14 protein-coding genes and 2 tRNA genes are annotated in these 13,162 nt (G+C 61.8%); 13 read left to right on the forward strand and 3 right to left on the reverse strand.

From position 1 onward, the window contains the following. The first annotated feature begins 1 nt into the window (after nucleotide 1). From LGQ03_RS01635 to LGQ03_RS01645, 3 genes are read left to right on the forward strand one after another with little or no spacing between them, the layout of a single operon-like run. Nucleotides 2–2,503, forward strand: a complete 2,502-nt coding sequence (locus tag LGQ03_RS01635) for a mechanosensitive ion channel family protein (RefSeq protein ID WP_226746991.1) — start codon at nucleotides 2–4, stop codon at nucleotides 2,501–2,503. Further along, nucleotides 2,500–3,222 (forward strand): alanyl-tRNA editing protein, encoded by a 723-nt coding sequence (locus tag LGQ03_RS01640; RefSeq protein WP_226746992.1) that lies wholly within the window; start codon nucleotides 2,500–2,502, stop codon nucleotides 3,220–3,222. Before LGQ03_RS01635 ends, LGQ03_RS01640 begins: the two co-directional genes overlap by 4 nt. Then, complete coding sequence (locus tag LGQ03_RS01645) at nucleotides 3,222–3,575, forward strand: hypothetical protein (protein ID WP_226746993.1); 354 nt, start codon at nucleotides 3,222–3,224, stop codon at nucleotides 3,573–3,575. The genes LGQ03_RS01640 and LGQ03_RS01645 overlap by 1 nt, the downstream gene beginning before the upstream one ends. Here the strand turns inward: LGQ03_RS01645 and LGQ03_RS01650 are convergent. Continuing rightward, nucleotides 3,572–4,681, reverse strand: a complete 1,110-nt coding sequence (locus LGQ03_RS01650) for an AI-2E family transporter (RefSeq protein WP_177172685.1) — start codon at nucleotides 4,679–4,681, stop codon at nucleotides 3,572–3,574. The two genes, LGQ03_RS01645 and LGQ03_RS01650, sit on opposite strands and share 4 nt — an antisense overlap. Before the next feature lie 153 nt (nucleotides 4,682–4,834). Here LGQ03_RS01650 and LGQ03_RS01655 point away from each other — a divergent pair. From LGQ03_RS01655 to katG, 4 genes are all read left to right on the forward strand, one after another. Next, nucleotides 4,835–4,924 (forward strand) — tRNA-Ser (locus tag LGQ03_RS01655). A 420-nt stretch (nucleotides 4,925–5,344) separates the two neighbouring features. Next, nucleotides 5,345–5,797 (forward strand): YeeE/YedE family protein, encoded by a 453-nt coding sequence (locus tag LGQ03_RS01660; protein WP_226746994.1) that lies wholly within the window; start codon nucleotides 5,345–5,347, stop codon nucleotides 5,795–5,797. A gap of 3 nt (nucleotides 5,798–5,800) precedes the next feature. Continuing rightward, entirely contained in the window at nucleotides 5,801–6,220 is a 420-nt protein-coding gene (locus LGQ03_RS01665; protein ID WP_226746995.1) for a DUF6691 family protein, read from the forward strand. Nucleotides 6,221–6,501: 281 nt separating this feature from the next. Then, a complete protein-coding gene (gene katG, locus LGQ03_RS01670) occupies nucleotides 6,502–8,808 on the forward strand; it encodes a catalase/peroxidase HPI (RefSeq protein ID WP_226746996.1) in 2,307 nt (768 codons plus the stop codon). A 131-nt stretch (nucleotides 8,809–8,939) separates the two neighbouring features. On the opposite strand, the gene LGQ03_RS01675 is transcribed toward katG, so the two are convergent. Continuing rightward, nucleotides 8,940–9,029 (reverse strand) — tRNA-Ser (locus tag LGQ03_RS01675). A gap of 133 nt (nucleotides 9,030–9,162) precedes the next feature. Here LGQ03_RS01675 and LGQ03_RS01680 point away from each other — a divergent pair. Next, nucleotides 9,163–9,990, forward strand: a complete 828-nt coding sequence (locus tag LGQ03_RS01680; RefSeq protein WP_226746997.1) for a DUF2059 domain-containing protein — start codon at nucleotides 9,163–9,165, stop codon at nucleotides 9,988–9,990. A 1-nt stretch (nucleotide 9,991) separates the two neighbouring features. Here LGQ03_RS01680 and LGQ03_RS01685 read toward each other — a convergent pair whose 3' ends face one another. Continuing rightward, a complete protein-coding gene (locus LGQ03_RS01685; RefSeq protein WP_226746998.1) occupies nucleotides 9,992–10,321 on the reverse strand; it encodes a hypothetical protein in 330 nt (109 codons plus the stop codon). 180 nt (nucleotides 10,322–10,501) lie between these two features. On the opposite strand from LGQ03_RS01685, the gene LGQ03_RS01690 reads away from it, so the two are divergent. The 5 genes from LGQ03_RS01690 (at nucleotide 10,502) to LGQ03_RS01710 (ending at nucleotide 13,144) form a co-directional block, all read left to right on the forward strand. Beyond that, entirely contained in the window at nucleotides 10,502–11,215 is a 714-nt protein-coding gene (locus LGQ03_RS01690) for a 50S ribosomal protein L21 (RefSeq protein WP_226746999.1), read from the forward strand. A 12-nt stretch (nucleotides 11,216–11,227) separates the two neighbouring features. Then, nucleotides 11,228–11,497: a 50S ribosomal protein L27 gene (gene rpmA / locus LGQ03_RS01695; RefSeq protein ID WP_056031912.1), complete on the forward strand. Its 270-nt coding sequence runs from the start codon at nucleotides 11,228–11,230 to the stop codon at nucleotides 11,495–11,497. Nucleotides 11,498–11,599: 102 nt separating this feature from the next. Next, nucleotides 11,600–12,157, forward strand: a complete 558-nt coding sequence (locus tag LGQ03_RS01700) for a GNAT family N-acetyltransferase (protein ID WP_226747000.1) — start codon at nucleotides 11,600–11,602, stop codon at nucleotides 12,155–12,157. Further along, complete coding sequence (locus LGQ03_RS01705) at nucleotides 12,127–12,651, forward strand: GNAT family N-acetyltransferase (protein ID WP_226747001.1); 525 nt, start codon at nucleotides 12,127–12,129, stop codon at nucleotides 12,649–12,651. The genes LGQ03_RS01700 and LGQ03_RS01705 overlap by 31 nt, the downstream gene beginning before the upstream one ends. Further along, complete coding sequence (locus LGQ03_RS01710) at nucleotides 12,641–13,144, forward strand: GNAT family N-acetyltransferase (RefSeq protein WP_226747002.1); 504 nt, start codon at nucleotides 12,641–12,643, stop codon at nucleotides 13,142–13,144. Before LGQ03_RS01705 ends, LGQ03_RS01710 begins: the two co-directional genes overlap by 11 nt. Nucleotides 13,145–13,162: the final 18 nt, after the last annotated feature.

Consider the following 13,162-nt stretch of genomic DNA (forward strand, 5'->3'; position numbering starts at 1 on the left):
CATGTCGCAGCCCCTGATCGCGCTGATCTTCATGGTCGGTTTGATCATGGGCGGGCCTGTGGCAGCACAGGTCGGTCTGGACGGGCTGATCGGCGGCACATCTGCCGAAGAAGAACCTGCGCCCGATGCCGCCGCATCCGAGCCCGAGGCCGATACCGCAGCACTGGATGCGGCAGAGGCAGCATTTGCCGCCGCGGTGCCGGACCTGTCCGACTGGACAGACCTTGCGGCAGCCGTCGAACGCCAGCTTGATGATCCGGGCATATCGGACGCGGCGCTGGCCGAGGCGCGCGATGCCCTGTTCGACTGGCGGCAGCGTTTGTTGGGGCAGACGGGAATCAATTCCGGGCGCATCAGCACGGTCCAGAGCCAGATCGAGGCGCTGACGCCGGTGGCGGCGGATGCAACACCGTCGCCCGCGATTGCCGCACGCCTGGACAGCTTGGGTCAGGAACTGGATCGCTTGCGCGCACCGGGCCTGCTGGCGGCAGAAGCCAGCGCGCGGGCCAGCGGTCTGATTTCGGAAATCGACGGTCGCCTGCGGCAGGTCGGTGCAGAACGCATGTGGTCCCGCGATAACGCCCTGTTCTGGCCAGAGAGCATCGCCGAAGGTGTCAGCGCAGCGCAAGGATCCTTGGCGCAGGCGATCCGTCGCTACCAGTTGCGGATCGCCGGTGTCGGCGAGGACCAGTTTCTGGCGAACCTGCCGATCGGAATTGTGGCCTTGCTGGCGGCGCTGGGATTGCTGATCCGGTCGCCGCGTCTTCTCTTGCGGGCCCAGACCAAGGTGGAACAATCCCACGCCCGTGGGCGCGCAGTCTGGGCATTCCTGCTATCGGGCCTACAGATCGGCCTGCCGGTTGCGGGGATGTCGTTGCTGTTTCTCGCACTGCGTCAGTTCGGTGTACTGCCAAGCGGTGACACCACGGTGACCAGCGCGGTCTATGCCGCCGGCGTTCTGGTGATCGTCGCCCGTTGGCTGAACGTGCAATTGTTCCCAAAGGGCGAATTCAACGGACCACTTGGCTACACCGCCGACGTCAGACGCAAGATCCGGCGCACGGGAATGGCGCTTGGCACTGCGGTTGCCGTCCTGTTGATCATGGCGGCAACGCTGGAGGATGATAACGCATCTGCGCTGGCGCGGGCTGTCGTCACCTTTCCTGTGCTGGTTCTCGCCAGCTTGCTGTTGTGGATGCTGGGCGCACTGCTGCGGCGCGCCCCGACCGCCGAGACCGGCGAGGAGAGCAGCGGTCGGTTCAGGCACGCCCTGGGGCTGATCTACATGGGCGTTGCCGGTGTGACGCCAATTTTGGCCTTGTCGGGATATACGCAGGCCGCGCGCGGCGTATTTGCGCCGTCGGTCATGACACTGGCGATCCTTGGCGGGTTCATCGTGTTGCAACAGTTGATCACGCGGATCTACGCCCCGGACGATTCGCAAGACGGCGGGTCGCTGGTGCCGTTTCTGGTCGGCGCGGTACTGGTCGTGTTGCTGTTGCCGGTAACGGCATTGGTCTGGGGGGCCAGCGTCACGGATCTGCTGGAAATCTGGACGCAGTTTCTGGCCGGGTTCAGGATCGGGGAAACGGTGGTATCGCCGACCGATTTCCTGACCTTTGCCGCCGTCTTTGCCGTGGGCTACCTTCTGACCCGTTTCATTCAGCGGTCGCTCAAGAATTCGGTTCTGCCGCGCACGAACCTTGATCTGGGCGGCCAGAACGCCGTTGTGTCCGGGTTGGGTTATGTCGGGATCACGCTGGCGGCGCTGATTGCGATCACGCTGGCTGGGATCGACCTGAGCAGTCTGGCCATCGTGGCGGGTGCACTGTCGGTCGGCATCGGTTTTGGTTTGCAGACGATCGTGCAGAACTTTGTGTCCGGGATCATCCTGCTGATCGAACGCCCCATCGGCGAGGGCGACATGATCGAGGTGAACGGACAGGTCGGTTTCGTGCGCGACATTTCGGTGCGGTCGACCCGGATCGAAACCTTTGACCGGACCGACGTGATCATTCCCAATGCCGATCTGGTCAGCGGACAGGTCACGAACTGGACGCGTGGCAATCTGGTCGGTCGGCTGATCCTGCCGGTCGGCGTGGCTTATGGGTCCGACATCGAACAGGTGCGCGACATTCTGCGTGCTGTGGGCAATAATCATCCGCTGGTGATCGCCGATCCCGAACCGCAGGCGCTGTTCGTCGGCTTTGGCGCGTCGTCGCTGGATTTCGAATTGCGTGTCATTCTGCGCGACGTGAACTGGAAAATGATCGTCACCGACGAAATGAACGGCGAAATCAATGCAAAACTGGCTGCCGCCGGTATCGAAATTCCGTTTCCGCAGCAGGACATCTGGTTGCGCCAGCCGAAATCATCCGGCACGGAATCCGGCCAGTCCGAGCCCGCGCCACAAAGCCGCCCTTCAGAACCGGAGGCCATGCTGACGTCAGATGATTTCGAGGCGGACGGCGACGCGGATCCCGATGCAGGGCAGGGTGCATGACGACGGCGTTGTATCTGGATGATGCCTATCAGCGGCAGGCCGAAGGCCGTGTGACGGCACTGACAGCCGAAGGCGGCATCGTGCTGAACGCCAGTCTGTTCTATCCCACAGCGGGCGGACAGCCCGGCGATTCCGGACATCTGGAATGGCAGGGGCGGCGCCTGATGATTGCCACTGCGATCAAGGGGACCGGCGATGATATCATCCTGGTGCCCGCGGAACCCGCGGCCCTGCCGCCCGTGGGAACCCATCTGACGCAAACGCTGGATTGGGAACGCCGTCACCGTCTGATGCGGATGCACACAGCGCTGCATCTTTTGTCCGTCGTGATTCCCAGACCCGTGACCGGCGGCCAGATTGCCGAAGCAAAGGGGCGGCTGGATTTCGACATGCAGGACCCCCCTGATGATCGCGACGGTCTGACGGACAGGCTGAACGGCATGATCGCGGCAGACCTGCCCGTGACATGGCAATGGATCACGCAGGCTGAGTTGGACGCGCAGCCCGAATTGATCAAGACATTGTCCGTCAAGCCGCCGCGTGGCGCGGATCAGGTCCGGCTAGTGCAGATCGGGCAGGGCGCTGACCAGATCGACTTGCAACCCTGTGGCGGAACCCATGTCCGCAGCACCATCGAAATCGGTGCGCTGCGTCTTGGCAAAATCGAAAAGAAGGGCCGCCAGAACCGGCGTGTCTATCTGCATCTGGAGGACGGCTGATGTTTCACCTGATCTGTCTCGCGACCGCGGTGATCTGTCTAGGGTTGTTCTGCGTTCTGCTGATTTCGCCGGGCCTTTATGTCGGGCTTTATGCGCAACCTGACGCGGGTGCCGCATTCATGGGACGGCGGGCGGCCCCGATATTTCTGGGGCTGGCGGTCCTGATGTTTTTGCTGCGTGACACGCCGCCGGGGGCACTACGCGATGCCGTGGCGTTCGGCATGGCTGCAACCTGGGCAGGCATCGCACTGACCGGAATCTGGTCCTACGGCATGGGGCAGGCCAGCTATGCCATCCTGGTTGCTGCCGGGATCGAGTTCGCGATGGCCGCGGCATTTGTCATCGCGCGCTAGCGCTGTTCCAACGCGGCTTCTTCCTCGGGCAGGCCCTCGCGCGACAACAGGATCGCAAAGGGGCGCAATGCGGCGACATGGCTGCAGACCACCAGCATCATCACCATGATCGGGACCGACAGGAACATGCCGGGAATCCCCCAGACCGCGCCCCAGAACGCCAGTGACAGCAGGATGCCGAAACTGGACAGGCGCAAGGCACGACCCATCAGCATCGGATCGATGATCGACCCGTTCACAAACTGGATCGTGCCCGCAATGACAAAGATCAATGACGTCATCCACGGATCACCCAGCTGGATATAGGCTGCCAGAACCACAAGGCCGGTCGCGATGATGGACCCGATGTTGGGAATGAAATTCAGCACAAAGGTCACGACACCCAGCGGCATCGCGATTTCCAGGCCAAACGCCCGCGCAAGGGCATAGGTCATGGCCCCCGTGGCGAGGGAAATGATGGTCTTGACCAGCAGGTAATAGTTCACGCGGCGGATGATGGACGCGATGATACGCCCGATACGCTTGGCCTGCGCGGGATCACCCGTGAAATTCAACAGCTTGGTCTGGAACCAGACGCGTTCCGCGAACAGAAATCCCACGAACAGGATCACCAGAACGGTGGCCTGTGTCAGACTGGTGGCCCCGCCTGCCGCGCCGCGCAGGTAGCCTGACAGCTCGATGGACTGCATGGAATTGCGGACAGCGCTTTCCACGTCGGCACCGGCCCAGGCAAATAACGCCGCCACCGCGTCCGGGGCTCTTTCGGCATAGGCGAGCGTCGTGACCAAGACCGTGTTGATCTGGGCCACCACGATCGAGGTCAGGGTGATCAGGGCTGTTGCGATCAACAAGACAGCCACAACACTGGCCAGCCAGTTCGGGACATGAAACGGACCGATGCGTGCACGCGCGATAAAGCTGATCACGTCAGATGTCAGTGAGAACAGAATGATGGCCGTGGCCAGCGAAATCAGGATGAACCGCGCCTGCACCAGCAGGAACAGCACCACGGCGAATGCGATGATGATCAGCGCAGCCGTCTGCAGGCGGGTCATGTCTGACCGCTGGTCCTGACCGTCTGGCGTTGGTTTCGGCGTGTGTTTCATGGGGCCGTGCTGTTTTGGGACTTGGACGCTGATGCCAGCTGTGGGTGACAAAACTATGTCGGCTCTTGTCCGGGGTGACAATGCGATGAGCGACAATTTCCCGCGGTAACGGGCTTGCACGCCCCGAAAACCCCCGCTAAGTAGCCCAGCAACGGACAGGTGGCCGAGTGGTCGAAGGCGCACGCCTGGAAAGTGTGTAGGCGGGAGACCGTCTCCAGGGTTCGAATCCCTGTCTGTCCGCCACTTGTCCTCGCGAAAGCGTTCTCCCGATCCGGCTACGTCCGGATTTTTCGGTTGTTCTCGAGGGATATGCGAGGTGGGCTGAAAACTGGCCGCGGTGCCGGTCGGCCGAGAAGCGGTTTCTCAGAGGCGATGTCCTCCGGGCCTGATGACTACGTCAGATTTGTAAATTTTTCTACCACATTGAACTTGCTTATCTATTTGACCTGTCGAACTGACCACTTCGACGTCGGTCTTTTGGCTTAAGGAACACAAATCGAACCAGTGGCTAGGGCAACAGAAATCCCAGATTGGCTCGGGAAAACGTGCAACCTTTTCATCGGTTGCCCCTTTGGCCCTCGAAGTGCATCTTCGCAAACCGAAAGACAGGCCGTCGGTGTTCAGTCCCAGCTCTCGTCTTCATCATGTTTGACAGGGAATATCATGCTGCCATTCGTCACCACTGCATTCACTCCATTTGCGTCGCTTTTCGGCGGCGTCCTGATCGGGCTTTCGGCCGTCATGGTCATGGGGCTGTTCGGGCGCATTGCCGGGATCACGGGGATCACCGCGGGTGGCATCAGCGTGGTGGATCCGACGCAGGCAACCGCTCGCGACTGGTCCTGGCGTCTGGCGTTTCTGGTCGGCCTGATTGCCGCGCCGCTCTTGGTGACGGCGGTGGCAGTCGAGGTGCCGCACAGCGTGCCTACGAACCTGTGGGGCATGGCCGCAGCGGGTTTGATCGTCGGCACCGGCACCGCACTTGGGTCCGGCTGCACATCGGGTCACGGCGTCTGTGGTCTGGCTCGCCTGTCAAAGAGGTCCGCTGTCGCCGTGCTGACCTTCATGGCCTTTGCCTTTGTCACCGTTTTCATCATCCGACACGTCTGGGGCTAGGTTGTGCGAATTCTCTTTGGTCTTTTGTCAGGTCTCGTCTTTGGTCTTGGCCTCGTGATTTCGGGCATGTCGGACCCGGCCAAGGTTCTGAATTTCCTTGATGTTTTTGGTCCGTGGGACCCTTCGCTTGCGTTTGTGATGGGTGGGGCGAGCGTGACGGCGTACATCGGCTACCGGCTGGTCTGGCGCAGGCCAGCGCCAGTGCTGATGCAATCATTCGACATGCCGGACACCACACGGGTTGATGCACCTTTGTTGACCGGGGCCGCGTTGTTCGGAATAGGCTGGGGCATCGGCGGATTTTGTCCGGGTCCAGCCTGGACCGCACTGACATTCGCGGCACCGGGCACGCTGGTGTTTTTGCCGATGATGCTGATCGGTCTGTACGCAGGCCGCCAGATCAAGGCACGGATGAGCCCCTAGGTTCGCATAACAAAAAAAATTATCAGGTTGCAGGTAGAGGCGAGGCATATTCGCCCGTGCTGGAGTGATGACTTTTTCTGGCGCGGTTATGACCCCGGCAGGCTGGCCCTGTTTGGTGCACATTGCCTTTGACCATCTTGGTCGGTCAATCAACTGTGACCCCGACGTTGATCCGACACGGGCAGGCGCTAGCTCCCCGGTCAGAGGCGGCACACACCTGTGCTGCGTAAATCAATGCCACGCAACCCCGCGCTGTGTCGGCAGACGAAAGGATCACCCCCATGAAAGACCACGCTGCAACGCAAGGTGCCTGCCCATTTCGCGGAACGCGGATCGGTGGCGCACAAGGTTCAGAGCCGAATGTGAACCACTGGTGGCCGAACCGGTTGAAAGTCGAGGCGCTGTATCAGGACCCGCCGCAGTCCAACCCGCTGGGCCGCGATTTCGACTATGCCGCAGCCAACGCCAAGATCGACCACAAGGCGCTGTGGGAGGACGTGCGCGCGTTCCTGCATACGCCCGTCGATTGGTGGCCGTCGGATTATGGTCACTACGGCCCGCAGATGAACCGCATGTCGTGGCATTCGGCTGGCACCTATCGCATCGCTGACGGGCGCGGTGGCGCGGGCCAGGGGATGCAGCGCTTTGCGCCGATCAATTCCTGGTGGGACAACGGCAACACGGATAAATCGCGCCGACTACTGGCCCCGATCAAAGCGAAATACGGTGCCGGCCTCAGCTGGGCCGACCTGATCGCGCTGGCCGGCACCGTCGCGCTGGAGGACATGGGTCTGCCGGTGCAAGGCTTTGCCTATGGCCGCGAGGACGCCTGGTCAGCTGATGTGAACACCTATTGGGGCCCCGAAGGCTGGTTCGGCAAACCGCCGTCTGAACAGCCCGCGGACCCGCAGCTGGGGCATCCCGAACAGATGGTCAATCGTGGTCTGCGCTGGGAAGGCGGACCAAAGGACGACCATTATGATCTGGAAAACCCGCTGGCCGCATCCCACCAGTCGTTGATCTATGTCGACCCCGAGGGTCCGGGCGGCAACGGCGACCCGATGGATGCCGCGCGCGACATCCGCGAAACCTTTGCCCGGATGGCGATGAACGACGAGGAAACGCTGGCACTGGTCGCCGGTGGCCATGCCTTTGGCAAATCGCATGGTGCCGTGCCTGCGTCTGAAATCGGTGGCGCACCGGAAATCGCCAAGATGTCCGAACAGGGTCTGGGCTGGTCGAACCCGGTCGGATCCGGCAACGCCGAACATACTATGACAAACGGGATCGAAGGGTCCTGGACGCCGAACCCGACGCAGTGGGACAACGATTATCTGACCAACCTGTTCAAATTCGAATGGGAACAGACAAAATCGCCCGCCGGTGCCCTGCAGTGGACGCCGACCGATCCCGATGCGCCGAAAACGCCTGACGCCCATCTGCCGGGCGTCATGAACCCGCTGATGATGATGACCACGGATATCGCGTTCAAGGTCGATCCGGCCTATCGCAAGATCGCCGAAAGATTCCTCGAGGATTTCGATTATTTCACCGAAACCTTTTCCAAGGCGTGGCACAAGCTGATGCACCGCGATCTGGGCCCGACCTCGCGTTGGCTGGGGCCGGATCAGGGTGACACGTTCATTTGGCAGGACCCGGTGCCCGAGGTTGATCATCCGCTGATCAACGAGACGCAGATTGCCGACCTCAAAACGCGTGCGCTGGATCTGGATGTCTCTGCGACCGATCTGATCGCGGCGGCATGGGCCGCGGCATCGACATACCGCGACAGCGACAAACGTGGCGGGGCCAACGGTGCACGGGTGCAACTGGCACCACAGCGTGGCTGGACCGTGAACAATCCCGCACGTCTGGACCGTGTCCTGAATGCGCTGACCGGGTTGAAGTCCGACTTTGATGCGAAAGGCCCGGCAAAGGTATCGATGGCCGACCTGATCGTGTTGGCCGGCTGCGCCGGGATCGAAGCCGCCGCCAAGGCCGGGGGACACGATGTGACGGTGCCGTTCGTGCCGGGCCGCACCGACGCCACGGCCGACATGACGGACGACGAAAGCTTTGAGTGGCTGCGCCCGGTTGTCGACGGTTTCCGCAACTATGTGGACGATGCGGTGGGCTATAGTGTTTCGCCCGAACAGATCGCGCTGGACAAGGCGGCATTGCTGTCGCTGTCGGCACCGGAATGGACCGCACTGACCGGTGGCCTGAGGGTGCTGGATCAGAACTGGGACGGATCGGACAAGGGTGTGTTCACGGATCGTCCCGGCACGTTGTCGGCTGATTTCTTCCGCGAACTGGTTTCTACCGATCTGGACTGGCAGCCTGAAACGGATGCTGAAACGGCCTTTGATCTGGTTGATCGCGCAACCGGCCAGACCCGCTGGCATGCCACGCGCCTGGACCTGGTATTCGGTGCGAATGCCGAATTGCGCCAGATTTCAGAGCTGTATGCCGGTGTCGATGGGGAACGGTATTTTGTCGATACATTCGTGCGGGCCTGGCACAAGGTGATGATGCTGGACCGTTTCGACGCCAAGGCCGAACGCAAGGCCGCAGTCAGCGACTGCTGATCGCGTCGGGACCCACACAAACGCAGGACGCCGCCCGAGGGCGGCGTCCATGCATCTGGCTGTCAGGTTCACACGGACACAAAATGCGCCGCCGCAAGGGCAGGGCACAATTCGAATGACAAGTGAAAGTGTGGCGGAGAGACAGGGATTCGAACCCTGGGAACCCTTGCAGGCTCAACGGTTTTCGAGACCGCCCCGTTCGACCACTCCGGCACCTCTCCGCACCAAGGGTCAACGGTGCGGCGTGTAATCGCCCTTGCGCGGGTCTGCAAGCCCCAAGATGCGGCCTTTGTCCTTGTCTGTTGCCGATGGCCGGTTACCTATTTCACATCAGCCCACCCGAAGGACCACTTCATGTTTCCAGCACTTCGTCAGCCCGCGCTTATAGCGGCCCTTGTCATCGGCAGCGCGTCGGCGGTCACTGCGCAGGATATCGACCCGGTTTATGATGCGCTGCGCATGGATGAACTAGTCACCATTCTGCGTGCCGAAGGTCTGGATTACGGCGATGACATCGCCGCCGAATTGTTCAACGGACCGGTCAGCGGCGCGTGGGATGGCGCGGTGGACGCGGTATTCGACACCACGGTCATGGCCGACACCTTGCGCAGCGGTTTGGCCGCGGGACTGGACGGCACCGAGACCGATGCGATCGTGGCGTTCTATGACAGTCCATTGGGTCAGCAGATCACCACCTTGGAACTGTCGGCACGCGAGGCGTTTCTGGACGAAACCATCGAAGAGGCGGCAACAGAGGCCGCGGCCCTCGCAGTGGCGGATGGCGGCCCCCGCATCGATCAGATGAACGCCTATCTGGCTGCCAATGATGTCATCGAACAAGAAGTCACATCGACCATGAACGCCAGCGTCGCGTTCTACATGGGGCTGATGGACGGTGGCGCGCTGCCGCCGTCACTGACCGAGGACGAAGTGCTGCGCGACGTCTACAGCCGTCAGGACGAAATCCGGCGCGACGTGACTTCACGGGTCTATGCGTTTCTCTACCTCGCCTACGATCCGCTAAGCGACGCGGATATCGACGCCTATATCACGTTCATGGAATCCCAGCCCGGACAGGCGCTGAGCAGGGCGATGTATGCGGCTTTTGACGCCTATTATATCGACGCGTCGCGGCAGTTGGCGCTGGCGGCGGCTGCACAGATGCGGGTGTCTGACCTGTAGATCAGCGTCCCCAGACCAGCAGCGCGTTGCCCAGTGCAGCCGGGCTTGCGGCGTATAGTCCGGTATCCGATTGCAACTGAATGATCCGGGCAGGGCGGTCGGCCATCGGAACCGAGGCCGCGTCGAAGGCCCGTGTCAGCGCGGGCCCACCACCAGCGGCGATGTCACGGTTGATTTCGGGGAATTCGGATTTCACCGCCAGCTCAACTGCGCCACGTGTTTGATCGGGCACTGTCGGACGCGAAAGCGTTCCGGTAAACGGGTTCTGAAACGCCACGCCCGCCGGGGCGCAAGCCGTGAGAAAGATCAGGCAGATCGGTCCTGCGCGCATGGTATTTCCCTTCGCCGCGGGGTTGACTTGATCCCCGGTTGATCAGATAAGCCGCCATCCGCGCAAGTCTCTTGTGTCGGACCTACATGAATTCGCCCAAGGGCGCGCTGTTGACAGGTGGCTAGGCCGCAAATGCCCCACGGGGAACCTGACCGACGCGAAAGACAAAAGGAAGACCATATGTTCGCGGTTATGAAAACCGGTGGCAAACAGTATCGCGTCCAGTCGGGCGACGTTCTGCGTGTCGAAAAGCTGAACGCCGAAGCTGGCGACGAAATCCAGTTCAACGAAGTCCTGATGGTTGGCGACACCGTCGGTGCGCCGCTGGTTGAGGGCGCTGGCGTCAAGGCCACCGTGATTGATCAGATCAAAGGGCCGAAGACGATCAACTTCGTCAAGCGTCGCCGTAAGCACGGTTCGCAGCGTCGCAAGGGTCACCGCCAACAGCTGACGCTGGTGCGTATCGGCGACATCCTGGAATCCGGCGCTGACAAGTCCGGCATCCGTGCGGCTGTGTCCGGCCGTGGTATCGCATTCGCGATCGCCGGCGTTGCCGCAGCAGCTGGTGCCGCCGCCGCCTATGCAGCGACCCGCAGCGACGACAAGGCAGAGGCCGCGCCGAAAAAGGCCAAGCCGTCCGCCACTGAAAAAGCGGCCCCCAAGGCCAAGACCGCCAAAGAAGCATCTGTCACCGGTGGTGCGGATGACCTCAAGCAGCTGTCGGGCGTAGGCCCCGCGCTGGAAAAGAAACTGCATGCTGAAGGTATCACGACCTTTGCGCAGATCGCTGCATGGACTGATGAGGACGTTGAAAAATTCGGCGAAGCCCTGTCGTTCAAAGGCCGCATCGAGCGTGAAGGCTGGATCGAGCAAGCAAAAGAACTTTCGAAGTAAGGAGACCGACACATGGCACACAAAAAAGCAGGCGGCTCATCCCGTAACGGACGCGACTCAGCTGGTCGTCGTCTTGGCGTCAAGAAGTTCGGCGGCGAAGTCGTCATTCCTGGCAACATCATCATGCGTCAACGCGGCACGAAAATGTGGCCGGGCGCAGGCGTCGGCATGGGCAAGGATCACACGATCTTTGCGACCGTCGAAGGCAACGTTCAGTTCCACAAGGGCCTGAAGGGCCGGACCTTCATTTCCGTCCTGCCCGTGGCCGAGGCCGCCGAGTAAGCGCCAGACCCTTTTAAAATTTGGGGGACCGGCGCGCAGCCGGTCCCCCTTTTGCGTTTTCGGACCCCTGTTTCGGGGACCGCATCTTTGGGAGGAGATGTCATGACCTACGCACCCGTCACGCCGGTTCCGCCCGCCGTGCAACCGACCATTCCGTCGGACCGTTTCGTGTTGCGCCCACTGCAGACATCGGACGTCGGCCTGATCAGCATGTATGCCGCCGACCCCGTCCTGGCGCGCGGCACCCGGTCGATCCCGCACCCGTTGCCGGACGGGGTGATCGCGGCCATGATCTCGCGTGCGTCCCAGCCGGGCCGGGTCGAGGATGTATGGGCCATGGACGGATCGCGGGCAGGCCACGCCGAGGTGCTGGGCCTTGTCAGCCTTGTGCGGATGGATCGCGCGCAGTCAGAGGTGTTTTTCTGGGTCGCACCCGCATTCTGGAATGTCGGTTTCGCGACCGAAGCACTGCGGGCCTTGCTGACGGCCAATCCACACGGGGCGCGCCAGTATTTCGCAGAAAGCTTTCAGGACAACCCCGGTTCAGCCCGCGTGCTGACGAACTGCGGCTTTGATTATCTGGGCGATGCAGAGGCGTTCAGCCTCGCACGGAATGCGGTGGTGCCGACATGGACCTACATGATGAAAACCGGGCTCTAGCGCCCCGGATTGCCACGGCACGGCTGACGCTGCGCCCATTGGTGCAGGCCGATGCGGCACCGGTTGTGGCGGCCTTGAATGATTGGTCCGTGACGCGATGGCTGACCAACGTGCCCTTTCCCTACAGTGCGGACGATGCGGCGGGCTGGATTGCAGCGTCACAACGCGACATCTGGGCGATTGATGCAGGTGCAGGGCTGATCGGTGTGATCGACGTGCTGAGTGGTGATCTGGGGTATTGGCTGGCACCGGCGGCGCAGCGTCATGGATATATGAAAGAGGCAGCGCGTGCCGTCGTCGCGGCCTATTTCACACAGAACGATCTGCTGGTGTCGGGTTATTATCCTGCCAACGCGCCGTCACGCACTGTTCTGCGTGGACTGGGTTTCCGCGACACCCATGTCGCCATGCATGATCAGATTGCAACGGGGCGTGCCGTTCCGTGCCAGCGGATGCAGTTGACCCGTCAGGACTGGTTGGACCGTGTTCAGTAACATTACAACCCGCGACCTGTGCGCGTCAGATCAGGACGATCTGCATGACATGGCCAGCCATTGGCCGACGGTCCGGCAGCTTGGCGGCTGGCCCTGGCCTGCGGATCTGTCATTCACCGCGTCGCGGGCGCGGCCCTTTGACGGAGAGGGTTTCGTCTGGGGAATCGTGCGGGCGGGCCGTGTCATCGGGACGGTCGGTGTGACGAACGGCAGCCTGGGCTACATGCTGCATAGCGATGTCTGGGGGCAGGGGATCGCAACGGCATTGGCGGGACGGGCCATCGCGCATGCATTCGACACCACTGATCATGACCGGATCGATGCGACCGTCTGGGCCGACAACGCTGGATCGCGTCGCGTGCTGGACAAACTGGGGCTCAATCATTGGCACACCTGTTTTGAATATGCCAAGGCGCGGCGCACCCCGATGCTGTCGCATCACCTGCGCCTGAGGCGCGCGCAATGGCGCGACTTGAGTGCGGACGCACAATAGACTACGTGCAGCCCAAAC

The organism is Loktanella gaetbuli (genome assembly GCF_020531945.1).
GTDB lineage: Bacteria > Pseudomonadota > Alphaproteobacteria > Rhodobacterales > Rhodobacteraceae > Loktanella > Loktanella gaetbuli.